At 54.0% G+C, this 26,862-nt stretch carries 24 protein-coding genes and 1 pseudogene; 14 read left to right on the top strand and 11 right to left on the bottom strand.

What is annotated here, in order from left to right:
- The first annotated feature begins 208 nt into the window (after positions 1-208).
- Entirely contained in the window at positions 209-907 is a 699-nt protein-coding gene (locus H5P30_RS18990; RefSeq protein ID WP_185694492.1) for a TVP38/TMEM64 family protein, read from the top strand.
- A gap of 88 nt (positions 908-995) precedes the next feature.
- Here the strand turns inward: H5P30_RS18990 and H5P30_RS18985 are convergent, their stop codons facing one another.
- Both H5P30_RS18985 and H5P30_RS18980 read right to left on the bottom strand, forming a co-directional pair.
- On the bottom strand, positions 996-1,640 hold the full coding sequence (locus H5P30_RS18985; protein WP_185694491.1) for a response regulator transcription factor: 645 nt from the start codon (positions 1,638-1,640) through the stop codon (positions 996-998).
- 186 nt (positions 1,641-1,826) lie between these two features.
- Positions 1,827-2,504, bottom strand: a complete 678-nt coding sequence (locus H5P30_RS18980; protein WP_185694490.1) for a DUF502 domain-containing protein — start codon at positions 2,502-2,504, stop codon at positions 1,827-1,829.
- Between the two features lie 153 nt (positions 2,505-2,657).
- Between H5P30_RS18980 and H5P30_RS18975 the strand changes: the two genes are divergently transcribed.
- From H5P30_RS18975 to H5P30_RS18940, 8 genes are all read left to right on the top strand, one after another.
- Positions 2,658-2,987, top strand: a complete 330-nt coding sequence (locus H5P30_RS18975; protein ID WP_185694489.1) for an ElaB/YgaM/YqjD family protein — start codon at positions 2,658-2,660, stop codon at positions 2,985-2,987.
- A gap of 58 nt (positions 2,988-3,045) precedes the next feature.
- Positions 3,046-3,402: a phage holin family protein gene (locus tag H5P30_RS18970; RefSeq protein ID WP_185694488.1), complete on the top strand. Its 357-nt coding sequence runs from the start codon at positions 3,046-3,048 to the stop codon at positions 3,400-3,402.
- Complete coding sequence (locus H5P30_RS18965) at positions 3,375-3,671, top strand: hypothetical protein (RefSeq protein WP_185694487.1); 297 nt, start codon at positions 3,375-3,377, stop codon at positions 3,669-3,671. Before H5P30_RS18970 ends, H5P30_RS18965 begins: the two co-directional genes overlap by 28 nt.
- 11 nt (positions 3,672-3,682) lie before the next feature.
- The gene (locus tag H5P30_RS18960) at positions 3,683-3,859 is read left to right on the top strand and encodes a DUF1328 family protein (RefSeq protein ID WP_185694486.1); all 177 of its coding nucleotides are present in this window, start codon (positions 3,683-3,685) and stop codon (positions 3,857-3,859) included.
- A 58-nt stretch (positions 3,860-3,917) separates the two neighbouring features.
- Positions 3,918-4,379, top strand: a complete 462-nt coding sequence (locus H5P30_RS18955) for a sll1863 family stress response protein (RefSeq protein ID WP_185694485.1) — start codon at positions 3,918-3,920, stop codon at positions 4,377-4,379.
- 44 nt (positions 4,380-4,423) lie between these two features.
- Positions 4,424-4,630: a CsbD family protein gene (locus H5P30_RS18950; protein WP_185694484.1), complete on the top strand. Its 207-nt coding sequence runs from the start codon at positions 4,424-4,426 to the stop codon at positions 4,628-4,630.
- A 214-nt stretch (positions 4,631-4,844) separates the two neighbouring features.
- The gene (locus tag H5P30_RS18945; protein ID WP_185694483.1) at positions 4,845-6,056 is read left to right on the top strand and encodes an ATP-binding protein; all 1,212 of its coding nucleotides are present in this window, start codon (positions 4,845-4,847) and stop codon (positions 6,054-6,056) included.
- 12 nt (positions 6,057-6,068) lie between these two features.
- Complete coding sequence (locus H5P30_RS18940; protein WP_185694482.1) at positions 6,069-7,301, top strand: aminoacetone oxidase family FAD-binding enzyme; 1,233 nt, start codon at positions 6,069-6,071, stop codon at positions 7,299-7,301.
- A gap of 395 nt (positions 7,302-7,696) precedes the next feature.
- On the opposite strand, the gene H5P30_RS18935 is transcribed toward H5P30_RS18940, so the two are convergent.
- Positions 7,697-8,521, bottom strand: coding sequence for a helix-turn-helix transcriptional regulator (locus tag H5P30_RS18935; RefSeq protein WP_185694481.1), 825 nt, complete (start codon positions 8,519-8,521; stop codon positions 7,697-7,699).
- Between the two features lie 65 nt (positions 8,522-8,586).
- Here H5P30_RS18935 and H5P30_RS18930 point away from each other — a divergent pair, with 65 nt between their 5' ends.
- Together H5P30_RS18930 and H5P30_RS22570 are read left to right on the top strand one after the other, a co-directional pair.
- Entirely contained in the window at positions 8,587-10,005 is a 1,419-nt protein-coding gene (locus H5P30_RS18930) for a family 4 glycosyl hydrolase (RefSeq protein WP_185694480.1), read from the top strand.
- A gap of 152 nt (positions 10,006-10,157) precedes the next feature.
- Positions 10,158-10,262, top strand: a pseudogene (locus tag H5P30_RS22570) (NAD(P)/FAD-dependent oxidoreductase); the annotation flags it as partial.
- Between the two features lie 16 nt (positions 10,263-10,278).
- On the opposite strand, the gene H5P30_RS18925 reads toward H5P30_RS22570, so the two are convergent.
- The 7 genes from H5P30_RS18925 to H5P30_RS18895 form a co-directional block, all read right to left on the bottom strand.
- Entirely contained in the window at positions 10,279-11,520 is a 1,242-nt protein-coding gene (locus H5P30_RS18925) for an alpha/beta hydrolase (protein WP_185694479.1), read from the bottom strand.
- 9 nt (positions 11,521-11,529) lie between these two features.
- Positions 11,530-12,492, bottom strand: coding sequence for a hypothetical protein (locus tag H5P30_RS18920; protein WP_185694478.1), 963 nt, complete (start codon positions 12,490-12,492; stop codon positions 11,530-11,532).
- Positions 12,482-16,105 carry an exo-rhamnogalacturonan lyase family protein gene (locus H5P30_RS18915; RefSeq protein WP_185694477.1) on the bottom strand — a complete coding sequence of 1,208 codons (3,624 nt, stop codon included), beginning with the start codon at positions 16,103-16,105 and terminating at the stop codon, positions 12,482-12,484. The genes H5P30_RS18920 and H5P30_RS18915 overlap by 11 nt, the downstream gene beginning before the upstream one ends.
- 40 nt (positions 16,106-16,145) lie before the next feature.
- Positions 16,146-17,327 carry a Gfo/Idh/MocA family protein gene (locus tag H5P30_RS18910; protein WP_185694476.1) on the bottom strand — a complete coding sequence of 394 codons (1,182 nt, stop codon included), beginning with the start codon at positions 17,325-17,327 and terminating at the stop codon, positions 16,146-16,148.
- Complete coding sequence (locus tag H5P30_RS18905; RefSeq protein WP_185694475.1) at positions 17,324-18,073, bottom strand: hypothetical protein; 750 nt, start codon at positions 18,071-18,073, stop codon at positions 17,324-17,326. The genes H5P30_RS18910 and H5P30_RS18905 overlap by 4 nt, the downstream gene beginning before the upstream one ends.
- Before the next feature lie 4 nt (positions 18,074-18,077).
- The gene (locus H5P30_RS18900; protein WP_185694474.1) at positions 18,078-21,266 is read right to left on the bottom strand and encodes a hypothetical protein; all 3,189 of its coding nucleotides are present in this window, start codon (positions 21,264-21,266) and stop codon (positions 18,078-18,080) included.
- A 158-nt stretch (positions 21,267-21,424) separates the two neighbouring features.
- Positions 21,425-22,477, bottom strand: a complete 1,053-nt coding sequence (locus tag H5P30_RS18895) for a LacI family DNA-binding transcriptional regulator (RefSeq protein ID WP_185694473.1) — start codon at positions 22,475-22,477, stop codon at positions 21,425-21,427.
- Positions 22,478-22,607: 130 nt separating this feature from the next.
- On the opposite strand from H5P30_RS18895, the gene H5P30_RS18890 reads away from it, so the two are divergent.
- From H5P30_RS18890 to H5P30_RS18880, 3 genes are all read left to right on the top strand, one after another.
- Positions 22,608-23,504 carry a LamG-like jellyroll fold domain-containing protein gene (locus H5P30_RS18890; RefSeq protein ID WP_185694472.1) on the top strand — a complete coding sequence of 299 codons (897 nt, stop codon included), beginning with the start codon at positions 22,608-22,610 and terminating at the stop codon, positions 23,502-23,504.
- 85 nt (positions 23,505-23,589) lie between these two features.
- On the top strand, positions 23,590-24,825 hold the full coding sequence (locus tag H5P30_RS18885) for a hypothetical protein (RefSeq protein ID WP_185694471.1): 1,236 nt from the start codon (positions 23,590-23,592) through the stop codon (positions 24,823-24,825).
- Between the two features lie 54 nt (positions 24,826-24,879).
- Complete coding sequence (locus H5P30_RS18880; RefSeq protein WP_185694470.1) at positions 24,880-25,629, top strand: rhamnogalacturonan acetylesterase; 750 nt, start codon at positions 24,880-24,882, stop codon at positions 25,627-25,629.
- Between the two features lie 6 nt (positions 25,630-25,635).
- On the opposite strand, the gene H5P30_RS22330 is transcribed toward H5P30_RS18880, so the two are convergent.
- On the bottom strand, positions 25,636-26,667 hold the full coding sequence (locus H5P30_RS22330) for a LacI family DNA-binding transcriptional regulator (protein WP_185694469.1): 1,032 nt from the start codon (positions 26,665-26,667) through the stop codon (positions 25,636-25,638).
- Between the last annotated feature and the right edge of the window lie 195 nt (positions 26,668-26,862).

Raw genomic sequence — 26,862 nt, 5'->3', positions numbered from 1 at the left:
CCGTTTCTATTCGAGTCCGAAAAGACTGATAACCCAAGTGGCAAATCGGTCTTCAGGGCCGTTTTGGGGTAGATCATTATCCGACTTTAGGACGATCTCTTTACACAAGACCATCGGTTTCCCATCATTGACGCCCATCCGTTCGGGAGGTGAAACTCTCTCTCTCGACGAACGCCGATCGCTCCCGATGGAGCGGTTGCCTTTTCCCATGAAGATCAGCGCAAAGAAAACGATCGTATACGGCATCATCATTCTGGCGATTGCCGGGCTGATCATCCTCCTCTACCAACTCCCTCTTGGAGAAGTCCGTGAGGACGTCCAGGAATGGATATCCGATTCGGGGCGTTGGGGCATGCTTTGGTATTTCCTGATCGGAACGGTTCTCTCCGTCGTTTTCTGTCCGATTTCCCCCATTATCTTTTCCGCGGGGCTCCTCTTCGGTTTCCCCATTGGCTTTGGCTTAGCCTTGGGCGTTCTCGCAGCGGGCTCTCTGATCGGCTTCCTACTAGGAGGCCAGATATGGAATCGCATTCAGCACCTCTCCTTCGCACAAAACCGTTGGTTTCAGGCGATTCAATCCTCGGTCAAGGATGACGGCGTAACCATCGTTGCCCTTTTGCGGATGACGCCATTCCTGCAGTTCACACTCGCCAATTTTTTCTTTGGAACCCTCTCTCTCAAGACGATTCCTTTCACCATCGCGAGCGTCATCGGCATGGTGCCCGGTGCCATCCTGATGGTCTATGCGGGATCTCTCGCACGATCCGCATTCGGGGATGGCGAGCTGGGAATCTGGCAGTGGATCCTCTTCGGGGTTGGGATCGGAGTCTTTATCTTTGTCAGCGCCAGGGTGACGACCAAGACCCGAGCGGCTTTGAAAAAATCGTCCGAAGACGATGAACCGTAGGAATCCGAGTAACCTTGCCCCACAAGCGAATACAATAGAGCGGCCGCACCCACCGGAGTAGAGCCACCAATCCTTCGCAAATCCAAGCTTACGAGGTCGCCGAAGGAGGAGTCGAGTCGGGGGTCGAGAGCAGGCCTCTGGCAATCGCATTATGAACTGCCTCGTTCCGACTTGAGGCGTCCAGTTTGTTAAATAAATGCGAAACGTGGGTTTTGACCGTCGTCACCTGCATCTTGAGAAGGCTAGCGATCTCTTCGTTTGATCGCCCCTGATAAATATGCTGCAGCACTTCGCGCTCACGATCAGAGATATCAACAAATCGGTCTCGTTTGAAAAACTGTTCGTCGGTCGCGTGAATCGTCTTACGGCCTTCTGCCGCATTCCGGACCGCACGCTCCAAATCCGCCAGAGGATCGGATTTGCGAATCCAAGCCATTACTCCGGCCCCAAATGCGTTCCGCACATTCTCTTCGAGGTAAAACCCCGAGTAGATCACCACCTTCGGCCCGGACTCCTTGGGGATCCAATGGAGAATACGACTCTCCCCAATCTTGAAATCGGCAATCAGAACGTCCACGGGCTTCTCCTCCAACTTTACATCCAAATTGGCAATTTCCGAAACCGTCCAATTAACCTTCAGGCCTCTACCGGCCTCAAAAAAGGCAGAAAGACCGAAAACAGCAGCAGGATGATCGTCAATGATGCCGATCGAAATATCGTTGGTTTTCCCCATTCAGTTCAGTAATGATATACTACTTTCTAAATCGAAGGAAACTTGTGGGGTCCATCCAAAAAAAAGGCGGATCGATCCTCTTCCCGCGTAATTGACAGCCCACGCGAAGACCGCGGCACAGTACTTTTCAACATCGAGAACAGTCGCCCAGAACAAGGTTCAGCAAGCCGTTCCCTTCCAAGAATATCAGTGAATCGCCTCTGGCTCTTCGGCTTTCGCAACTGGGGTCACATCCTGAGGTTTTTCCCTCTTTGGACTCTTCACCCCCGCCGTAATGACATATCGCATCGCTTCCTCAAAAGACCAATCGAGTTCAATTAAGCGGCTTGCGGGAACGATGACCGTAAAACCTCCCACTTGGTAACTCATTGGCAAGTAGACTGAGCACCATTCTCCCTCGTCACCGGAGTGGATGTGCGAGTCAACGTTTTCACTCATCCGGAATCCCACCAAGCGAGCAGGCTCAGACTCTACCGGCTGAAAAAGCACAACACTACTCGACTTCGATTTGGAACGGGATTGAAAATACTCCGTAAAGTCCCGAATTGAACCATACACCGACTTCAGCAAGGGCACTCTCGTAATGAGTCCTTCGAAGAACTGAAGGAAGGATTGGAGTAGCGTGATCTGAATCAAAAAACCCAGAAAAATCAGGAAAAAGAGGCCAAACAGGAATCCAAGACCTGGTATATAAGCGTCATCTGCCATGACCGACCTCAATACACCTCCGAAATAGCTCTCAAGCAGCGAGCCGAGAAGAAAAACGACATACAGGGTAACCAGCAGGGGCAGTAGCGTCCCTACGCCTTTCCCTGCAGTCACAACCGCATTTCTAAACAACTTCGATCCTCCCTCAAAACTCATGAGCTAGATCCTTCTAATTACTAGACTTTGGTAAAGCGAACCTTCGTCATTCGAAAGTAGGAGGGCTTGATTCTTGGGATACAATTAACCCATGCTACGATTTAAACAGTTACGAAAAACCTACGAAGGTAAAATTCTCAAACCAATACAACTATGAGTAAGACCGCAGCAAAATCACAACTCTCTGAAAGTCGCGAACAGCTGGTCGATGACCTTCAAAAACTAATCGCAGACGCCCAGGATCTAGCCAAAGAAGCAAAGACTGCTTCCGGCGAAGCGATCGACGAAAAAGTTCAAGCCGCCCGCGCCGCTCTGAGCGAAGGAGTCGACAGGTTGAAGGTACACGGTGAAGCAGCGAAAGACAAAACGATCGAATACTCACAAGGTGTTGACGAACTCGTTCGTGCAAACCCTTGGAAGTCCATCGGAATCGCAGCTCTCGGCGGATTCGTCCTCAGCCTTATCCTCCGCAAAGGAGACTAATTTGTAGGGGAAGCGCGTCAGAACCGCGCTCCCACTACACCCGTAACCCGATTCTTCTATGAATCCCAAGCTGCTCAAAAGCTTCAGCCGTCTCGTATCCCTCCGGCTCGACATCTTCCTCGAAGAAGTTCGTCTGGTGAAGATGCGGACGGTGAGGGTCGTAAGCATCTTCGCGGTGGCCTTTGTGCTCGCTCAGCTCTGCCTCGCTTCGCTTTTGGCACTGGGGATCGCTCTCACCGAGGGTCCTTCCCGAATCTGGTTCCTCTCGATCGTCGCAGGCTCCTGCTTCCTCCTGGTGGTGATACTGGTACTCCTGGCAATCCGAATGTCTTCGGGGCGCCTTCCACCGTTCGCCGTCACTAAATCTGAATTCAAAAAGGACAAAGAATGTCTCGAATCCGCGTTCAAGAACTAAAGATTTTGAAAATGGCGGAAGAGAGCGGCATCGCCCGCTTGGAAACCGTCGTGCGCACCGAGCCCCTTATAGCAAAAGTCATGGGACTGGCGGCTGTCGCCGGGATGGCGAAGAGCTTCGGCAGCCGATTGAAAGGCTCCGGGAGAAATCTCGGTCGCAAAAACCTCTACTCGGCCATCGCTGGCTCTTTCGTATTTTCACTTTTTCTTCCCATGTTGATCGGACGTTCCGGTCGGAAGAACAATAACCACTCAGTAAACTCAAAATAAAGGACATACCAATGTTAGGCTGGACACTCATTTTTCTCGTACTCGCACTTGTAGCTGGAGGTCTCGGATTCTCCGGAGTCGCCGGTGCCGCAGCGGGAATCGCCAAGATTCTCTTCTTCATCTTCCTCATCCTCCTCGTAATTTCGCTCATCGCACGAGCCGTTAAAGGCGGATCGCCGAAAGTGTAAGGTGATCTCAGGGCAAATATGCCCTCCGCATCACCCAACCAAAACCCACATCTATTTTATGATTAACAATAAGATCAAAATTCTCCTCCTCGCCCTCTCGGGCGCCCTGCTTTTCGGCTGCACCGAAAAAAGTCAGGAAAAGGCGCAAGACGCTTACGAAAATACCAAGGACGCCATCTCGGATACAGCTGAGAAAACGGGCGACGCCATCGCCAACGCTTGGGATAACGTCGCCGACTACACCGTCGAAAAGAAGGAACAATTCGTCGACGCGATGCAGAACAGCTACGATGAGTTGGAAGCCAAAGCTGACGAATTGGAAAACGAATCTGACAACGTATCCGACGAGACCGTCGCCGAGTTTAAAGACGCAGGTGAGGCCTTCGAAGATCAGCTCAAAAAAGCAGGCGATGCTTCGGCTGACGCTTGGGACGCCACCAAAGACGGGGTTGAGAAAGCATGGGACAGTCTCGTAGAGGCCTATGACGAGCTCAAGGCCGAAGCGGAAGAGGCTTCCTGAGCCCCCGCTTCTAAAGCGATCAACGAAACAACCAAGGAATCACAATGAATACTGATGTTTTAAAAGGAAAATGGAAACAAATGTCAGGCAGTGCCCAAAAAAAATGGGGCAAACTGACCGACGATGAACTGCAACAGATCGACGGCGAAAAAGAGCGTCTGATCGGAACTGTTCAGGAAAAATACGGACTGGCCCGCGACGAAGCTGAAAAGCAAGTCGACGAATGGTTCAGCGAGCACGATACCAACTAATCGTTTCCGCGACTTTAACAAGTCTTTGAGAGGCATCCGCTTAGCGGGTGCCTCTTTTTTATTTCCAACTCTCGCACCCCTGCTAGACTCACCCTAATTACGGCTCGGGCCGCAAATGATTCTCATTTTGACGAATCGGAATGGACAGTGATTCGCACCATCCTCATATTTCCTAATCGCAACCTCACGTTGTCGCTTTTTCTCTGAATTTATCATGAACCGAGACACCTCTGAAATCGTATCCGAGCTGAAAGGCCAGCGGAGCGAGATCCTGCAGGAATGGCTGGATCGTCGACAGGTAAACGCCTCCCGCGAGGGGGTAACACTCCAGTCCCGCAAGGCGTGGATGGATCATATTCCCAAAATTTTCGATCAGGTCGTCGAGGCCCTGGCGTTGGAGACCGCCAACAAAAACGGAGACGGCAAGGCCCATGGCAAAACCCGCCTGCAGCAGGGGTTTGATCTCGCCGAAGCCATTCTCGATCTCAACCTCCTCGAAGAAATCCTTTCTGATCGAGTCGGCGAGTGCATTGGCTCTTGCGAAGAGGAAACCTTTACCCCTGTCGCGGTCCATGAGATCAATCGCATCATCTCACTCTTCTTCAACCACTGCGTCGTCGAGAGTGCCTACACTTACCTTCGCCGGGAGGATCAGATGCATCAGCGGCGAGAAATTCAGTTGCGGCGGCGGATCGACTCGCTCGGCGATCGCCTGCAGGAAAACCTGAAGGTTGTCTGCGCCTCGGCACACGACCTAAAAGGAAGCAACGACGTGCTGGTTCGCCTCGCTGAGCATGCTCTCAACAATAACGGAAATGGGTCTGACCCGAAAGCACTCCTTCAAGCGCTGTCACGGGGCCTCATCTATAACCAGCAAATTTTGGATGACCTGAGCATCCTCAGCATCAACCGCCCTCCCGGCAAACCCGAGAAGGTCGATGCCGAGGAAGTGATTCGCACGATCGGTTGGCGTTGTGCCCTGGCTTTCGGAGATCCGGAATCCCGAATCAAATGGAAAAGAACTGAAAAACTAGCCCTCCACCTCCACCGGCTCGCTCTCGAACGAATCATTTCCAATCTCATCGACAATGCATTCAGCCACGGAGGGGACGCTCCGGTCACCCTTGAATGGTATTCTTCTGAGGAGAAAGAAAACCAATGGGTCTTTGAGATCGAAAACGAAGTCGCAGATGATCTAGAAGCCGTCGACTCGGAGACCGACGTCTGGGTCGAGGAACCGCGATTCCTCGAAATGGGACTGGGGCTTTCTGTCGTTTCCAGCCTTCTCGATTCTCTCGACGGCAAACTTTTATTCCGACTGGATAGTGATCGCCGCCTCCGGATTCGCGCAACCTTGGCGATCCATATCGAGACCCATGAGGAACCGCGGGAAGAAAGAACAGCCGAAACCTCTGGATCCTACTAGAGGCATTTCTTCGTGACCGGAACTCCATCCACATCCCTCGCCGTCATTGGCGGGGGAGCCGCCGGATTCTATGCCGCCGTTACCGCCGCCGAGGCGAACCCTGCGGCCCGGGTCATTCTCTACGAAAAGGGAAGGCGCTTCCTGACCAAAGTGAAGATCTCCGGCGGAGGGCGATGTAACGTTACCCATCATTGCTTCGACCCGGCCGAGTTCTCCACCCGCTACCCTCGCGGAGGCCGCGAGCTGAAGGCCGCCTTCCATCGCTGGCAGGCCACGGACACCATTCGCTGGTTTGAGGAGCGCGGAATGAAACTCAAAGCCGAAGAGGACGGGAGAATGTTCCCGACGACCGACAATTCCCAAACCGTTATCGACACCCTCACCGCCGCCGCCCATGCCGCCAGAGTCACTCTGGCCCCCGGAGTCGGAGTCCAGGACCTCCATCCTCGGGAGGACGGCATCGCCCTCGAGTTTAACGACGGATCCTCCGAGGTTTTTGACCGAGTTTGCCTCGCTGCTGGCAGCCTCAAAGGCTCCTCCCTCCCCCAGACCCTGGAACGCCTCGGCCACACCATCGAACCCCTCGTACCCAGCCTCTTCGCCCTCAACGTTTCCGACAAGCGGATCAGCGGCCTCGCCGGAATCTCTGTTCCCAACGCCGCCGTCCGCATCCAAGGATCCAAACGCTGGCAAAACGGCCCCCTTCTCATCACCCACCGCGGCCTCAGTGGCCCCGCCATCCTCCGCCTATCGGCCTGGGAAGCCCGGACCGCCCACGAAGCCCAATACCACTTCCCCATCGAAGTTGCATGGACGGGCGAAACCAACCGCGAGAAGTTTTTACAGTCTCTTCGCTCCGGGTCGCAGACCGCCGGGAAGAAAAAAATCAAAAACGCCCCTCTCGTCGCCCTGCCCCAACGCCTTTGGGAAAAGCTAGCCGAGGCCGCCGGACTGGATTTGCAAAGCCAATGGTCGCAAGCCCCCAAAGCCGCCCTCCAGAACCTCGCCCAGGAACTCTCCGGCGCCCTCTTTCCCATCACCGGAAAGACCACTAACAAGGAAGAGTTCGTCACCTGCGGCGGCGTCCGCCGCAAAGAAATCGACTGGCGCACCATGGAGAGCAAAATCATCCCCCACCTCCACTTCGCCGGAGAATGTATCGACTACGACGGTATCACCGGCGGCTTCAACTTTCAGGGAGCCTGGACCACCGGCAGAATCGCCGGACTGACAATGGCCGAATAAACGTGAAAAGCCAGATTTAGGGATCTACAAAGAATGCTGCTGACGACAAGACCGCGCTCATCGGTGACATTGAAACAAGAGACGGTCGTATCGGGAAGAATTGCCTCCTCAAATAGCAGACTCGGCGTCCGCTTTCTCCAAATTCCGTAGGCGTCTCCTCCAGTCCACGCAGCCAAACGGTTTGCGACCAAACTCCGTGAATTCCGCCACGTCACGAACGCGAAGGATGATTAGTTCGGAAATCTCACGAAAAGATATCGATCCGCATTCATCCTGTTGTTAGGCAATAGGTTGCAAAAAATAGAACAGCCCACACGCGGAAATATCGATATCCGCCTGATTCCTGATCTACTCGACGAAGCAAGCAACTAAAGTGGCGACCTGCGAGTAAATCCCTACAGCGCCTCTCCTCCCCGCTGACGAAACTTCACCGGGCCGTACCCCGTCGCCCGACGAACCACTTTGGCGAAATGGTTGGGATCCGTGTAACCGGAGGCCAACGCAATCTCCTGAACCGTTTTGTTCGTTTGTTCGAGGAGGGCCAGCCCATGTACCAGACGCCTTCTTTGTAGATAAAGCGAAGGCGATATCCCGTGTATCTGGAGGAAAGTTCGGTAGACCGTCGCCCGATGCATTCCCTCCTGCTCCGCCAAGGATTCGATATTCAAATTCGGGTCGGCAAATTGGGCGTCCATACGGTTGCGTAGCCTCTCGCCCGCTCCCGACTCCGGGAGAAGCTGTCGCCGTTGCCAGGCGAGCCGGGTGAGGATCTCATACGCAGTCACCGTCGCCTCCATTTCTCCCCGGGGAGTGGCCGACTTTAAAGCCTCAATAATCGAACGAAAGAGCTCGGTCGGCGGTGATCCTGCCGGAAATCGACGGCCCGGAAAGTCGAAACCCGCCAGCAACGGATCCACCCCTGGAGAGTCGAGGGTAAGCCAGAAGTAGTGAACGCCCGACCGCCCCGGCCGAACGTCATGAATCTCACCCGGTCTATAGAAATAGACCTCCCCTTCCCCCGTCCCAAAGACCTCCTTTCTCACGCGAAATTCCACCTCGCCCGAAGCAATCCAGAAGAGTTGATGGAAATCTTTGCGGCGGCCCCGTTCTTCCCACGAAGGTCCGACCCGATACTCCCCCGCCGACCGCACCTGAGTCGTCGCAGGAAACCGGGGAACCCGTTCCGGACGGAAGACCAAGGTCTGCAAATGCTGCAACATATATCCCTATTAAGGCATCGAATTTACCGTCCGTCAATCCGGTCGGAATCGGTCAGGATACCCTCATGAAGAAAAATCCCACCCTCACCCTCATCGGGGCCGGCAGTCTCTTTTTCGCCCGTCAGGCCATCTGGGCCATGCATCATCTCCCCGGACTAAGGGGCGGCACACTTCGCCTCGTCGACACCGACTCCGCAAACCTCGAGCGCATGCACCGGCTTGCCGAGAAGACCGGAGAATCCATCGATTCCCCGAGCCGTTTCGAAGCCTACGAAAATTTCCGGGATGCGCTGCCCGGATCGGATTTCGTGGTCCTCAGCTTCTCAAAGGACAATGCCAAGTATCGCGAGATCGACTGCCGGATCTCCGCGAAATACGGCATCCGCATGTGCTCGGGCGACACCATCGGACCGGGCGGCGTCTTTCGCACCCTCCGCGAGTATCGTCCGATCCTCGAGATCTCTCAGGCGGTCCAAGAACTCTGCCCGGACGCCTGGCTGATCAACTACGTCAACCCGAGTGCCATCTTCGGCATCATGCTCATGCGTACCTATCCGGGGAAGTATTTCGCCCTTTGCGACGCGCAACATTTGCCCTACCAATCGAAATCCTATCTTCGTCTGATGGGCGAAGACCCGGAGCGGCACAGCGAGCTTGAGACCCGGGCGGCGGGCGTGAATCACTTCACCTTTCTCCTCAGCGCCACCTTTGCGGGAGAGGATGTCTTCGACCGGTTGCACGAGGCCTTCCGAAGTCATGGCCAGAAAGAAAAGGACCAAGGGTATTCAAAAGGACGCTTTAACAACACGATCACCGCGCAACTCGGAGATGTCTTCGGAGCGCTACCGACGGTCACCGGGCACACCAAGGAATACCTGCCCTACTACCAAGGACGCTCCGCCATTCAGGAATCGGTGCCCCCGCTCTCGGTCTTCGACTGCGACGAGCGGACACAGTGGACCGCGGACATGTGGAGCGAAGTTGAATCGTATCTGGACGGAAGTGTGGATGTCGCCGAGTTCCACAAAAAATACAAATCGGACCACGCAACGGACATCATTCATACCATGTGTGTCGAGGATGGGCGCTGCTACAACGTCAACGTGCCCAATCGGGCCGATGATGGAAGCCGCCCAGTCCCCAACCTTCCGGAGGATGCCTTCCTCGAAATGCAGTGCCGGTTTGATGCTAAGGGCCCCCACCCCAAGCCGGTCGGTCCGATGCCCCTGGGTCTGCGTGGTCTCCAGATGGGCATACTCGACTGCCACGAACTCACGGTGCAAGCGTGCCTCCAAAAGAATCGGCAACTCCTGGTCCGGGCGTTGGCCATGGATCCACTCGTGAATTCGATTGCGACCGCCGAAGCGGTGCTCGACGAGCTCTACGAAGCAGAAAAGTCAGCACTCGAATCTTGGGTGGGCGAGAAAACCGCACGCAAGAACAGCGAGGAAGAACTCGTTGGGATCAGTCCCAAGCTTTTCTAGTCGGCCATCCGAATCGCCGACGCCTCCAGGAGAAACTCGCCGAAGCCGCAGGACTGGACCTCCAAACGCAATGGTCCCAAGCGCCCAGAGCCGCCGTCCAAACCTCGCCCAGGAACTCTCGGCGCCCTCTTCTCCATCACCGGAAAGATCACCACTTCGCCGGCGAATGCATCGACTACGACGGCATCACCGGAGGCTTCAACTTCCAGGGAGCTTGGACCACGGTGCGCATCGCGGGGTTGGCCATGAGCGAATAAAAGTGAAAAGCCAGATCTAGGGCTCTACATGAACGCTGCTGACGACAAGACCGCGCTCGTCGGTGACATTGAAATAATAGACGGTCGCCTCGGGAGGAATTGGAGCCGAAACCCGACCCGTTTTTAAGTCGACCTCAGCGGGTACGCTTTGCCAAACACGATCCTGCCATTTCCCGTTGTCCAGAGTGTAGCAGAGCTCGGCACGCTTCAGTGACACCTCAAACTCAAACTCCGCCCACCCGACGTCTTCTTCCACACCCTGTCTTAAAAACTGTGGGAGCGGTTTTCCTTCTTTGACGATATTGTCCGCAAAGGCATAGACTTCTGCCGGTGCTTCGCCTCGGCCTTGACTGTGCCCCATCTGTAAGCGCAGGGAAACGGCCACGGTTCCCGGAGCCAGTTCATAAGACAGCTTGCGCACGCGTGGCGTGAACGCGAAATCGTTCACGCCGGCAATCCAGAGCATTGGCATCTCCGCATCCGGCAACCGGTTCATCGGGTCCCACAAACGGGTCCACTCTTCTCTCTGACTCGCAGTCGCGCTCCTCCCGACAAAAGATGATCCGTCATCGAAATCGTCGGCAATGAACCCACAGCCGTAAACGGGCACGGCGAACTTCAATCGAGGATCCACCCCAGCGACATTGGAGAGGACGACTCCTCCCCAGGAAATTCCGGTGGCCCCAATACGGGCCGAGTCCACCTCAGGAAAGGAAGAGATGAGCGAATGGGCTAAAATCGTGTCGCCCACAGCCTGATACATCCATTGATCTTCAAGGGGCCATCCCAACTGCTGCACGTCCCCCCGCCGAGGACCTCCCGATGGGTTTCTCTTCCAATGGCTATATGTGCCCAAAGGAATACCACCGTCCAAATCAAGCGCGATCGCCGCATATCCACGATCCATCCAGCGCTTTACCCACCGCGCAAAGGCAGTGCCACCCGCACCGTGAATCAATACGACCCCCGGTACGGGGTGACGCTCGCTCGCTTCCTCCGGGATTCCCAGAAACGCAAATACACGGGTTTCCTCACCTCTCCACGGCAGACCCTCAAACCGGAGAGCCCGCACGCCGTCGGGCAAATCGTCGAATTCCGCCGATTCCAGAAATTCCTCCGGTGCTTCGAAGACCTCGGGCGCTTCGTAGAGGAATTCCCGCTCCCACATGAGGCCCGTTTGCTGCTCGTCACCGGATACCACACAGTGCGTAGTCCATAGCAGACAAAACAGGGAGACTATTCTCGTTCTCGATTTCATTTTGTAGATCTAGTTCAGACGAAAGAAATACTGCCTCTCCCATCGAATCGTCCGACTCGGATCGACTCGCCAAAATCCAAAAAGCTCCGGACAAAATATATCTTTGCCGGCGAGCACAGCGAATCGGGCCACACGGAAATCTCCTCCGATCTCCACCCGCATTCCACTTTCAGATTCGAATACTTCCAGAAAGTTCTCGGCGATGGGAATGTTGGCAATCGTCATGAAGAAGAATGCGGAATCAAAAGGAACGACCGGACGGATCGTATTCTCTTCGACCTGATATTCCGGTGGGATGACCCGGCTCATTCCGGAAATGAACTCTGCCGAAAGGGAATAGTGCTTCGGCTCGGAACCCCCACCGAGCCTGAACCAATTATGGTTGTACTGATCCAACTCCATCACGGCTTGGCCCGTATTCGTCAATGCATACTCGATCGTCAGCGAACATTGATCCTCATCGATCCGGTATGTTTTGGTGTACTGGTAACCCCAATCCGACTCTCCGGAAAACGACTGTTCAATCTGCAGGCGATTTTTAGAATCCGTCGGAACGACATTTTGCTCCGCCAGTTGCAATACCGGATAATTCCGGCGAAAAATGTAGGGGCATGCATTGTGACGCTTCAGCAAGCCGACACCCACTTTTAAAAAAGATCCACCGGGACCGTTAGCATAGTAACCCGGAGGAGCGATCCACTTTTGATTAAACTCATCGGCCAAACCTCCTTCGACAAGAAACTCCTTTCCGTCAACCTGAACCGAACGAACCGCACCCGTGCGATCAAAGCGGGGACCGACGGTCTCAATCCATCCGTCGAGATCGGTTTCGATTACGACCTGAAAATGATCGTCCCCAAGTGTGTAAACCCGGTCTTCTCGGTATTCCGAAGGAACGACTTCCCCATGGACATAGGGGAGCCCAAAGACGAGGCAAAGCCCCTGCAAGCAAGATTTGAACTTAGCGCTCATCTTGCCTCCAAGGTTGCTGTGGCCCCAGATAATCCTCAAATTCCTCGCGATCAAATTCGCTCTGCCAACTCCCTTTCACGCCATAATAGCGACCGCCTCCGCTCTCCCATTTTTCGATTTCCGGGTCCATTTTCGGTAGCCAGAATTCGTCTTCGCCCAACACAGCGGTCATATATGGAGCCCAGTTTTGAAAAAAGAAACTAATCGGAGGCGTTCTCATGAGGAAACCGGTTTTTCCGGACCAATGCTCCGTGTTTCGGGTCACTGGCAAATACAGCGTGCGCCAATCATATGCGCCTAAATAGTACCGGAGGTACTCTCGATAAGGCTCCGGGTTGTCGGCATAGCGACTCGCAAAAACCAGCGGCGGCCACGCATAATACCCATTCCCAAAACGTTTACTCTCTACCATGCCCGCCTGAGTGACATCGTCTGCCATTTGAATCAGACTATCCTTCAGCTCAGGATCTTGCGTCCATTCATAATACTCGAGCAGAGCATGCATCCCACCGAAGGCGTTGAAAAACTTACTCCCAGAGTTTAAACCTTTCGGCTCAGCGATTACTACAGGCCCGGGAAAACTTACGAGAGGCGAAACATAAATCCCCTCCGGCGACAAAAAAGTATCCACATAACGCTTAAACTGAGCCGCTTCCTCGGGATCCCCTGTCATTTCCCAGTGGAAGAGCAAACCACCCAAACGCCCACTGTGATCGGCGTTCATTCGTGCCTCGGTCGTCAGGTAGTGCTCATTGTAAAGCTTATCGACGACAGCCCGGGAACGCAGATCTCCACTGAGAAAGTAGTGTAGTCGATATTCCGTAATCGTCGTCTGGCGCTCCTCATGATTGCCTCCACTCCAATGCTGGACGCCGTGGCGAGTCCCTCGCCCAAACCACATCCCAGCATGGCGGGTCACTACATCGCGACTATGTCTTGCCAGCGCTTCGCTCGCGAAATAGACCGCCCGATTCCCATGCCTCAAATACTCATACTGAAGAAAGAGATTGGGCAGACCTTCGGTATTGGACCACCCGTTGGATCCGTTATCCAACGCCCAATCTCCCGACAGATGATAGTCTCGCACCCGTTTCCCAGCATCAGGCTGTCCCGCTAAACGACGCTGTAGATCAACGGGCTCGAGAATATATCCGTAGTGGTGGGTACGAAAACGATGACGGAGATCCCCATAATTCCAGAAACCTTTCCACTGATTCTTCTCACGATGCCACAGCCAGAAATTGGTTAATCGCGTCCACGCCTCCCAGGCCGTCGGCCACTCGGACTCAATAGAACTCGGTAAGACAACCCCCGTCTGTGCATACCGATCCCATCCGGCGTAAAGCAAGGGAGGACTCTGGAAATTTGCGACCCGTATCTCACTCAACTCGGCGGAGACAGACTGGACGTCATCAAACGCAAGAAGCACCTCATGCGTTCGAGAGACGCCGACAAAAGGATCTTCTTCATAATAACTGGTTCGAACCCAATCCTCCTTGGGAGGAGCGGCTTCCAACTGACCCCGATGAAGATACTCGGAATACCGCCTGACATCCATCACTCCGACTTCGTCCGGCCAGAACTCAAATGATAGCACTCCCGTCTCGCGATCTAGCGTGATCGCCTTCGGGGCCATCTCACTCATATCCCGAATCGCCGCAGTCACAGCCAAGTCAGGTCCCCGGACCAGCAAGGCTCCACCCTCCAAAACCGCATCGTTTTCCATCCCTCTAACAGATCCGTTCCTTCTTCGGGAAAGTATAGACTCTTGCAAGACCTGCACACTTGAATGGGTTTCTCCCAGGATACGGGGATCCAGAGGAATATTGATTCCCATTCCCCGCAAGAATGTCCGTCGGGGATCCTTGAAGAGAAACTCGGCGGTATGTTCGATCGTAAACTCTTTCTTCCCGGCCAATAATTCAATGCGAAGAACGATCCGAGTCGGCTCCTCGTTGTCGGTATATCCCGTCAACCGAACCACGATACGGAGAGGCCCGACCGATTCCACCTCCAGCGTATCGATCGATAAGGAACCCGGATCGTCGGTGCCCTCCTCGATCTCACGGTCAAATGGATAAAAGGGTTCGGGATCGAGCTTATAGTCAGTGTAAGCCGATCCGACGTGATCGTGACGCCCGGAAAGAAGAGACTGATCCTTCAATCTCAGGTCCCGCAACCAATCGACTCCTTTGCCCAACTCCAACTCCAACTGACCATTCCCAACCATCAAACCGCCGTCATTCGTACGGCGAACGACAATCGAACCGTCCGAGGGCTCGGAAGGACTTTCTCCGACACTGATGCGAACCGGAATCGCCTCTCCGTTCCTCAAAGTTACCCGGGGCGAGTCTGCATACTCGGTCTCCGCCTCTTCAAGTCGGAGAGGAAATGTCAGTAAGCCCCACTTTACGGAACCATCTGGCCAATAAGCGATTGCTTCACTCTGCGGTTTGAGGGAACCGCCTCCCATCCCGACCCTCAAGGCACTCAACTGACTCTCCTGAACCTGCCCCTGTCCGAACGGATAGCCTCCAGTCACGTAGATCGGTTCGTCGCCCATGGAAAGAGGAGCCTCCCGGATCCATGCAGGCTCAAGCATCACGCTCTCGGGGGTGGGCGGCGTCGACGGCGGATAAAGCTCTTCCAGGTTCTCCCGGGCGGCAAGAACTTCTGACAAAGACGAGTAGGCCCTAATTTTGATCGTCTGCGCCTCGCTGACAACCAGGTCCCCATCCGCGAAGAGAAGATCGACCGCTTCCCCACTCTTCGAAACGAAGTCGACAGATACCCGCCCCCCACCAGCAGCGTCGACTCCTAAACGACGGTGGTACGGTCCATCTACAATCTCATCCATCTGAGAATACTCGACCAGAACACCTCCCGACTCGTCATAGATCTGAACGATCGGCGCCGGAGAAAGGCTTTCCTCCAACACAAGCGGACTCGTTCTCAAGCTCTCGGCTTTCCACAAGCGGAATGCGCCATTACCCAAACGATCCAAACCGAAAAAGCGCCATTCGTTTCGATCCGGTGGCAAAAGCAAATCGTCTCCGGGACGCGGATCCACCGTATACTGATAGAAATAACGAGTCTCCCAATCGGTTTGAAAATCTCCTCGGTAATACACCCGTTTTCTCGGATTCAGATCAAAGGCTTGGGTCCAAAAATAGCGGGAGAGGCTCACATCCAATCCTTCCGCGACCGAAACGAGTTGAAACGAAAGCTCAATCTCTCGCCCTTCGTCGTTCAACTCGTAGACCAGCTTGCCCCGCATTTCCCCTATGCTCTGGTCGCTCTCTTGATCCAGATGGAGAATCCCTTCGAAGAGGATTCGGACGGGCGAATCGTACCGCACTTCAAACGACTCCACCTGAAACCAGCCGCCCCACCCCGATTCCATTTCGAAGCCGATGACACCATCGAAATCCGAGTCTGGCACATCCGAGAGAACCTTCCCGTCGACCTCCCAAAACCGAATCCCCCCTGTCTTCTCGTCCAACTCAAGTTGAACCGATTCGTCCGTGGAGATCCACTCATATCCCTGAAGGACATTTGCGGAAATCAACCATAAGAGGAAAGACAGAATCCCAGTAAACGTAAATTTATGCATAGCGAATTGGATCGATCGATGAATCTTCGTAGGTAGTCCTCTATCGAACTAGCGATGGTGAGGAAATTTGAGGCAGCAGTGTTCCCGTAGCATGCGCACTCCGAATCATTTCGGTGAGACCGGAGACATATCGGTAGGATTTTCCCTCTTCCATTCGTTCCAGTATCCGGTCTCCACAAACTTGCTGGATCCGAGAGATACGATGGAGTTCTTCAATAAATCTCGTATGGCTCGAAGCCATATCGAGATCGCAAACAAACTCGCCGGATCCGGTCACAACGTTGACGACTTTGCGAAACATCACCTGGCGAGTTTCGGGAAATGGGTCGAAAACAATATCGGGTTCTGTCGAATCCTCGGTGAAACAGACACGCCCACCCTCATCCTCGCGCCAGATGATGGCTCCTCGTTCACATTCGACGACAATTTCGGGCCTTAGCAGTTCGGAGGAGGAATGGGTCATGTTCCAGAGTATCTCCGCCCCGGACTGCGTCCTCAGCTTTGCGGATAAAGTATCGAAACTCTCTATCTCCTGCGAACGGTATAGATGAGCCTCAAGATCCGACCAAGCCGCCATCGTCGAACGCGTCGGTCCCGCCCAGAAAAGGGCCATCATGATGAAATGAGCCATCGCATTATTCGCGGGAGAATCAAAAACCGGGCAGCCAGCGACAACCAATCTCCCGGCCCAATCGTTCCGAGTATAATAGCTCTCCGGGCGGGGCCAGCAGACCTGAACCTTGATTCTAAGAATCGCCCCCAACATACGCGAAACCAAGAGATCTTTAACATGGAGAAGATCGTCGGCATACATATTTTGAAAGCCCACGAATACCTGCCTCCCCGAACGATCGCGCGCAACTTGCATCTGACGAACCTCCTCCAAACTGCCCGCTGCCGGTTTCTCAACCAAGACGTGCATATCCCGATCCAGCGCGGCTATTGTCATAGAACGGTGGAGGCGAATTCCGGTTGGGATACAGCAGAGGTCGAGCTCCGATCCCTCCTCCGCTAACATCTGATCGAAATCGCCGTACAACCGAGAGCCCATCGACTCCAATTTTTCACAACGAGCGGACTCTTCTTCCTGATTGATTATCACACACGCCCGCAGTGTGATGCGACCGGCGTCGGCCAAAGCGATCAGCATGTTGTAATGCCAATGAGCGTAACCGGAAACACCGACCAGAGCCACTCTCAGAGTTTTCTTGCAAGCTTTCATGGATTTTCTGCATCCAACGATGCCTCAAGCAGCCGAAGCTCGGCCGCATCGACCCTCATGGGGTGCGGTAAAATAAAAACAAAAACTCTCCCCTCGGGATTCATCCGAATAAATCGATGAATCAACGGTCGGACCCGGTCCGAGGATTCATCCCGAACGACTACCTGCAAACGAACTCCTCGGGAGTTCGAATCGTCCAATGAGAAAGAGGCATTCTTGAAAGGCTCAAGAACCAATCTCTCTTGATTCAATCGTAAATAGAGGGTTTTCGGATACAGGCTTTGCAGGTAGACTTCCCCTTGTTTGAAAGTGGAGGACTGATCGATCACGAGAGATTCGTACTGTCTCCCTTTCTCATCGTTCTGTGGGAACAAGATGACAACTGCCTCTTTGGTAGAGGGAAGTATCCTGCATTCCGCAACCGGATTCGGAAACGCACCGGTCGAAGGAGGGCGTGTCGAATACATCCGCAGAGTCTGGCTCCCACGATATTCGAACTTCGGTCCGAAATCACCTAAAGCCGCCCGCACTGGAAAGATCTCCTCACCGCTCACGCACCAAAATATCTCCGCATTCTTCGAAGGTTCTGACTCGACCGAATCACGCAAATTGAAGCCATCATTCCAAATGGAAAAGCGAAGCTGCGCGTTCACCGGAGGCACGGGCGATTCTGCAAAGGCATAGCCGATAAACAGAACGTGCATACCGAGAATCCCGAAGAGTAAATGTAGAATCTTGCCACTCATCGTGCTAATATCCGGACTCCTCCAACCATCGAAACGAGAGGACGCGAAACTTTCGACCCATTCTCTCATTGAGGGCATTTGCCGCCTCTTCCGGCGACTGAGAAGGATCCAGCAAATAGGAGGGAACACGTTGCACCAGCACTTCACAGCGGGCATTCGCGAGGACCTCCCCCGTGAGAGGACTCACGGATTCTCCGTAGGAACGAATCAGGAAGGTATCCCCCCGCACAGTCAACAGAGGTCCCAATTGGATCAGAATATCGGCCTGATTCAAATAGCCGGGAGCCATTTCAGAGCGTAGTCCCGTCACCGCCTCGGGAAAACGGAAATCGACCGAATACCCGGTACTGTCGGGGAAGCCGGAAGGGACAGCCGTCACCGCATTCTGATTCGTGGCCAGAGGATTCAAAGAAGCGGGTTGATAGGTCTCCCCATCGATCACCACTGCATTCTCGGAATCAATCGCCGCCTGCAACGCCCCTCTGAGGCGGGAACCCAACGATTCGGATTGCGGGTCACGATTGACGAAATCGGCCAAACTGAAGAAGGGACCGCGCTCTTTGACCTGATGAACAATCTGTCCCGCCAAATTGCGAATCTGATCATCCGTCAGATTTCGAAAACCGCGCCAATACTCAGGACTTTGAACGTCCGGCCGTTCCTCGTTCCCTCCGACCGAAGGAACTGCCCCATCCGCAGGTAATGGACTGCGCCCAAAGGCCCCCGCGTCCGCAAAATCACTCTCGATCTCTCCCCCGAAAATATCACGGTATCGAACCGGAAAATCCCGCATACTGCCGAGAAAGGCGGTCCATACCTCCACGGAAAGTGAATTCACATTCAACGGCCCCTCAGTGAAAATCCAATTGGCGCTGCGTTGTGAATCTCGGAGCTCCGCATCCACCGCCCCCTTCAAAACGGAAAGCCGCACATTCTCGGGAACCGCTTCTTCGGAGGAGTCCTGAGGAACTGTCGAAAAATAGAACCCGTCGTACAGCGACTCGTTGAGGAGATACGACAAGTCCTGAAGACCGGTATCCGAGTCCACGGTATCGTTTCCCGGTATCCATGGATTCGCCACCGAGTTTCCAATTGCATACGTCGGATAATAGACGCTGAAACTTAGATCCGCATGTTGAAGCTCCGCCAAGGAAAAGGTCGTATCCTGCGGCAAATGAAACAACACCATGCGAGACTCTCCTTGTGAATAGTCGTATAACGAACCGTCCCACAGAGAAGCGACCCCATTGTAGAAAGACTGCGTATCGGTGCGAGGCGAGTAGCTGGGGGCCGACCTGAAATCGCCCGCCAAGCTTGATCCGGGAAGCAAGGTCGACTGATAATGGGAACGAACATTGTAAGAAGCTAAAGTCTTCGCACCATCGACTGATGCGGGATTCCTCTCGCTATTAATCAAGTCGTTCGGTCCCTTCAGGGCCGCACCGAAGAAGATTCGGGGCCGTTGCAAAGGCTGCAAGAGACGCACTTGCTGCGTGCTCGTGAGATTCTCGGAGGCGGGGGAATACTCCGTATCCACCGAATCGATATAGAGACTGCCGACCACTGCACCGGTTGAGAGCCTCAATCGGAGGGTATATCCGGACGAACTGTAATTGTCATAATCCTGACCGGTAAAGTCTTCTCCTAAGCTTGCACTAATATCGCCGGAACGAGCGAAATACCCGGCCGGTTCACCCTCGGCAAGCCGGAGGACAAAATCTTCCGAAGTGCCCGGCAGGTCTTGGTCGGAATCAAGGGAGAATACTTTGACCTCTCCGGGCTCAAAAGATCCCAAAAATCCAACTCGCAGCGAATTATACGCATAAGAAGTCCCATCGGACGCACCGTGCCCCGTAAATCCCGGCAGCCATTCATTGAGATAGTTGCCGTAGCTGTAGCTGCCATCCGTCGGCGTCATAATCTTCACCAGATTAAAGTTCTGATCCAGGAACTTCATCTCGAACTTCGGATAACGTTCCACTTTTCTGGCCGCGGGGTCGTAGGTGCCGCTCCCAGAAGTAATGCGAAAGACATAATCGCTGCTATCCAGCGCAACATCGTAGGGATTCAGCATCACAATCACCGGTTCTACCCGCAACTGCAACGGGATCGGGTCGGTAGCCGAATACACTGCGGGGGGATCAGGAACGACCTCCACTCCCATCTCCCAAAAGAGAACGACAGGTGCTATCCCATGACGAACCGGATAGCCAAGAGTATCATTCGGCGCGACCTGTACACGACGACCTTGCACCGTTGTGGGATAGCGGGACTGCGGCAGAATCCCTCCGTCCGCAACCTCGCTTTGCAGCGACAAAAAGTCTTTTAGCAATTCCCACGGCGGTCCCTCCGGATAGATCTCCCCGGCCAGGGAAGATGAGAGAGCTCCGCTCAAGTCTGTTTTCATTCCCCCGGCGACCACATTCGTTTGCAATCCGAAATTCACACCCGTGAGATCGTGAAAATGATCTTTGGCAGACTGTGCGAAATTGGAATCGAGAATCCCAAGCTGCTCCGGAGAGATCAGTTTGCTCAGATCCTTCCGTAGAGACTCCCCATCGGGCGTGGGATCCTGCATCGCCGAAACACCTTCCAAACCGGGAAAACCCGCCAGATCGAAAGTTCCAGGCTGATTCAAGGTCGCAATCCGATCAAAGTCGTATCCCGTTTCCGTCAGCCGACGATCCCTCAAATTCACAAGCGCTTTCTGCGATAAATCCGAGACCCAATAGGCATAGCTTGCTGTTAAAACTCCTCCTGCTCCTACGGAAACCTTCGGAGCCTTAACCGATTCCCCTGCCGAACCGGATCCGACGAGTTCGGCCGAATCGCCAAATCCTACATCAGGAGTTTCGTCTCCCGAAACCATCCACTCGACCGCCCCGGTCCCGTTACTGGACCAAACGCCAAGCCAATGCTCTTTGCCTTCAACCGGGACCGAAGAAGAAGACGCGTTGGCCGTAATCCGTTTGTCCGGGCCCAGTCCACTCTGAACTTCTCCCATCGCTACCTGAAACCCCAAGACAGCGCTCGTTCGCGCCTCCCGCACTCGCGCGTCAACCGATAAACGCCCTGCTTCCATTCGGATTATGGCACTTAGAATGACAAGGAGAAGAAGGACCAAGCCCGCCAACATGAGCGCGACGATCAATGCGAAACCGGAGTTTTCTCGACTGGAATGGGGAGAGGCCACAGGGCGGAAGTCAGGAGGGATGGGATATCTGAAGAGGGATGAGCATTGGTCCAATACAGTCTAAAGAAGCAGAAACCGCATCGACGATCCAATCCCTACGGAAAACAGATCCGAAGAGCTAACGCTTCATTTTGTTACCCGTAACGAAATGAGAAAATCTAGCTCTCCGAAGAGGATTTCTTTCTCCGGAGAGTGCTGCCCTCCCTCCAATCCCCCTCCACGAGAATGGTTTTCGGCATCGTCGGGATGCCGCACTCGTTGCGCTGAATCTGCGCGACCACCAAATCCACCGCACCCGCTCCCAGTGCCTCGACGGGCGCCCGAACTCCACTGACTTCAGGGGTTTCGTCCCGACTGCTTAAACTCGCAAACCCCACATCATCCGGAAGCCGAAAACCGCAACTCCTCAGTGAATCCAATCCATTCGTATAGAGTCCCACGACAACGTCCGGGCGGTTCATATCGTACCACTCCTGAAAAGAGTCCCCCGATAACCCGTCATCCCACAGAAGCTCAACCCAGTCCCCTGGATCGCTAAAAAACCTGTGATGCAAGTAGGCCATCAAGGGCACCCTCTCCGTCCGTGCGTTTCCTTCCCTTGAAAGCATGAATCCAATCCTCCGGTATCCTCGGGCATTCAACTCTTCCAACATCAGGTCCATGGCATGCTGGAAGTGCATCATGACATAGCTAATTCTCGGGTTCGTCAGCGAACGTCCGATCGTCGCAGTCGCCACATCACCCCAGGGAAAACTGTAGCTTTCGACCGGTCGAACCGCCGGCGCGATGACAACACCGCGAATCCCGCGCGCCAGCAAGATCCCCGACAATCGCTCCTCACTCAACTCCCCCACCCGCTGATGAAGCACGTCAAAGCCATATCCCAACGATTCGGCCCGCCTTCGGGCGGCTTCACGGATGAGATACAACCGATTGGCAGTGTGCTCCTCCCCCACCTCTTCCAGCCAAAGAAGATTACAAATACTCTGGACCCGTCTTCTGCGTACTTGGTTCATCAGCGCCTGCACCATCGGGTTGCGCTTGTAACCAAGTGCTTCCATCGCACTTTCCACTCGTTCTATCGTGCGATCTTTCACTGCGGCCGAACCATTCAACACGCGGGAGACTGTCGCTCGGGAAACTCCCGCAGCCCGCGCAACATCGGCCATGCTCGGAGCCGAAGCCTCAAATCTGTCCTCGGAAGGTTTCATCAGAAAAATGTAACGATGTTCATAACCTCGAGGTCGTCTCGCAATCAAGATTCCTTTTCAGTCATTTGGTTCACCCAAGGCACGCATCCATCCCGCTCGCCAAAACGACAAACCCTACAGAATCAAAACCATGCGAAAGAAAACCATCCTCCTCCCCCTCCTTTCAATTTCCAGTATCCTGTCCTTCCTCCCCTTCGCGGCCTCCGGCGCAACCGTGGGATACTGGCGTTTCGAAAACAGCAGCAACGTCGGTGAAGATTCATCCGGCAACGGCTTCGATATGACCAACAACACAGCCCCGGCGGACGTGGATGTTATTTCCAATGCCAGCTTTACGGATTTTCCCAATCCGGTTCCTCAGACTGGCGCCCCGAATGCGCAGACCGGAAACTTCGATTCGCCGGCCACAAGCTACCTGAGCATCGGGGATCAGGCCGAGTTCGGATTCCAAAATTTCACGATCGAATCCTACGTCCGCCTGAACTCCTCCTCGGGTTCGACGACTCCCAGCATTATCGCCGGGCAATTCGACTCGAGCGACGCAGCGTGGCAATTCGGAACCACCGGAGGCGGGTCCGGCTTGGGGGCAAACCGTCTGTTCCTTCAAATCTCTCAAGGGGCCAGCGCCAGCTTCACCAAAACCCTCGTTTCCAGCGGAGACGATTTCCTTCTGGAAATAGGCAAAGATTATTACGTGGCCGCCAGTGTCAACTATTCGAATCCGGGAGGAGTCGAGGCTACCTTCTATATTCAGAACCTTACTGACAATGAGACCATCGCAATGAGCACCGATTCGGATACTTATACCAGTCTCTACAATTCCTCGACCGATTTCACCATTGGAGCCAGCTATTCGAACGGAAGCCCCTCCCGGTACTTCGCCGGGTGGATCGACGAAGTTCGCCTCTCCGACACTGCTCTTTCTCAAAGCGAACTACTGTCTATTCCGGAGCCGAATCACTACGGCTTGCTCGGCTCGATAGCGGTTCTATTCGTCATTTCACTTCGTCGTCGCAAACGTTCCTAAACGGAATCGTTCGCATTCGCCGACACGCCTCCACACCAGCCTCGATCAAAGAAATACGGGCACAGGTATCGATTCCGAAAACACTGTGAACCTTGAATCGATCTCTTCCATTGGTTCTCTGTCGCTGTTGCCAGTCAGAAACCGATGGACTCTACATAGCTACTATAGCCTTTGCCCCTATGCCCCAGACAACTCCGGTCGCATTCTGGCCGCAGGTGCCGACCTAAAATCACGAGTCGCGGAAGTTCTGATACTTTCGCCGAACGGAACGATTCTCGATCACTTTGGTGCCGTACCGACCACCGACAGTTTTTGGCACACGGGCCTCTGGCAGAGTTGGTCTCCGGATAGCAGGAAGGTTTACTTCCAGACCGGAACGCTAAGACACCCAAGAACGACACGTTTCGATCTGCTGGATCGATCATCTGTCACCGTTGGTGGAGACATTGAGGGCATTCCTCCGCTCGGGGAACCGGCACTCTCCTGCGAACACGGCATGCTCTATGCCGCAGGGTATGGAAGCGGACGATACGATGAATCAAGCTCACCGGTGCCGTTCCAAGCCAGAGAACAACACGGAATCTCAAGACTTTCGTTTTCGGCAGAAGATCCTCCAAGGATCCTGTTAAGCACTCGGGAAATTCTAGAGCGTCACCCGATGAAAGATCGAATCCTCGAAGAAGACCGAAAGATAAAAAAGAGGCTGGGCTCCCACGACGGGCTCACCTTGATGACCTATTGCGTTCGCTGGAATCGAAGGGGTGACCGGTGCCTCTTCTTTTTCGGAAATCACTGCGTCGCAAAAACACGCGGGGAACCCAGAATCACGACCGTCTTTACTGCCGATCACCATCTTGAAGAGATTCACATGGCAATCGATCTCAGCTTCGAGAGACGAGGCGTTCACTGGGCTTGGCAAGCAGACAATGAACACCTGATTGGGTATGGCCCATCTACGAAAAGCCCCAGTCAGTACACATTGTCGGAAATCCGCTACGACGGCACCGGATATCGCAATATTTGCGACCACGCAAGCGGGGGGCACCCCTCCACCTGCCCCGCAGATCATGACTTGATCGTCACCGACGAAGGTATTGCAACCGGCGGGAACATCGTTTTCATTTCGAGAAGAACCGGCAAAACTTTGAAAAAAGTGCACCTCCCCAAATTCAACGGCGAAACGGAACCTCCCGGTCGCAACCCGAATCGCATCTGTCATCATCCTGTGTTTAACCGCGAAGGAGACCGGATACTGTGCAATTCCATGCCGAATGAGAACGCAACGCTCGTAGAAATTCGGAATCTTCCTCAAATTTCGTGAGCTCACTCCATTCGGTCAAAGCGTAAAATCTTCCTTTCCATTTCAGAAAAACCCATGCGAAGCAAAAACCGAACCCGTATTCTGCTGTCCATCTTCAGCTTATTACTAATCCTTCAAACCTCTCTTCGAGGGGAAGAGACCATTATCTGCCTGGCCGGCGATTCGACAGTAACTGGGCGAAGCGCCAATCGCGATCAAGCGGGATGGGGATGGGCACTGCAAAAATACGCTAAACCGGGTATCACGATATACAATGAAGCCAAAGGTGGACGTAGTTCGCGAAGCTTCAGAACCGAAGGCCTGTGGGATACCACCTTGGCACATGAACCCGACTGGATCCTCATCCAGTTCGGTCACAATGACCAAAAGGGCAAGGGGCCCGAACGAGAAAGTGCGGCGGAGACCGACTATAGGGACCACCTCCGCCAGTATATCGAAGATGCCCGAGCCATTGGCGCTCAACCCATATTGATTACGCCAGTGTGTCGTCGGCATTTTCGAGAGGACGGATCACTCCGAGACACTTTGGAGCCCTACGCAGAAGCGGTTCGCATCGTCGCCGAAGAAAATGACGTTCCTTATCTGGACCTTCACGAGTACAGCGTCACGATGATTCAAGAAATGGGACCTGAAGGAGCCGCCGAATTTTCTCCCGCCGGCACGAGCGACCGCACGCACTTCTCGCTCGAGGCCAGCCAGAAAGTGGCCGGATGGGTTCTTATCCTTGCCCAGGAAAAAGTCCCGGAATTTGCCGAGCTCTTCGAAAACGTAGATTCGACTTCCCCTACCCATCGAAGCGAATAAGGCCCGTCAGCTCTGACAAGATTCCCCGTTCAAAATCAGTTCCGGCTGGATCACCACCGACCGTTGTCGATCCGGCACCCCATGTTCGTTTTGTTTGATCTGCGCCACGAGTAATTCTACCGCGGCTTCTCCCATCTGCCTTCGACAGGATTCCAGACTCCCCAGAAAGAGTGCGGACTCCTCCATAAAATCACCGTCAAGATGCACGAATTGACAGGCCCGCTTTCGGTTTAAGCGGGCTTCAACCGAACGGGCCCATTCGATGTGCGATGTTTCCGCATAAGAGAGAACCACTTCAAACGGATGGGACTCGAACCATTGCACGAAAGCATCTTGGGAGTCTGTTTCAGCTATGTATATATTCGATTTGCAATTCAGGTCGGCCTCCCAATGAAATGTCAAAAAACCTGAACTCCACAAATGTTGAATCCTATCATCAGTCGTCTTCCCGAGCATCAACCCGAACTTTCGATATCCCAACCCAGTTAACCGTTTCAGCGCTTTGTAGATTCCCGCCTGATAATCGAGGCAGACCCGATTCAGGGCCGGCCTTCGCAGACTGTACCCAAAGGTCACCGAGGACATCGCATCCCAGTCAAAATCGTAAGAGACTTCCGGATCTTCTGCAGGAGCAATGATCAAACCGGGCGTATTCCGAGCTTTCAAAATATCGCTGTACCGTTTCTGCGACATCCCCTCTTCGTTGATTCGAAGAGCTTCCACATGAAAGCCCAACTGTTCCGCCCGACGTTTCACCCATTTAAAGTAACCGCCTTTGCTTTTTTCCAAAGCCGCGCGGGTCCGGATGACCTCGTGCTCCCACCCATAAACCAAGGTAGGATGGAACTGAGATTTCTTCGCGGCAGCGACCTGCGACATCAAAACCGAGACCATCGGATTGGGACGATAATTCATTGCGGACGCGATTCCGAGTACCCGCTCCCGCGTCTTTCGACTCACATCCGGATGATTTCGCATTACCCGGGAAACCGTCATACGCGAGACTCCAGCCGCTTGCGCAATTGCATCAAGATTCATAAATTACCGTGAGGCTAATATTTGTATATAAGCATCTCTGCTGTCCAGATTTGGGCTCCCCAATATATAGCAAGCACATGCATTAACAACATCGACTTTCGCAAAATGGAGAGCCACATCATCCCCAATCTCCACTTCGCAGCCGAATTCATCGACTACGACGGCATCGCTTGATTCCGTCTCACGCCCTTGTAC

Source organism: Puniceicoccus vermicola (assembly GCF_014230055.1).
Taxonomy (GTDB): Bacteria; Verrucomicrobiota; Verrucomicrobiia; order Opitutales; family Puniceicoccaceae; genus Puniceicoccus; species Puniceicoccus vermicola.
The sequence above is the reverse complement of the archived record's forward strand: the minus strand, read 5'-3'. Positions and strand labels throughout refer to the sequence as shown.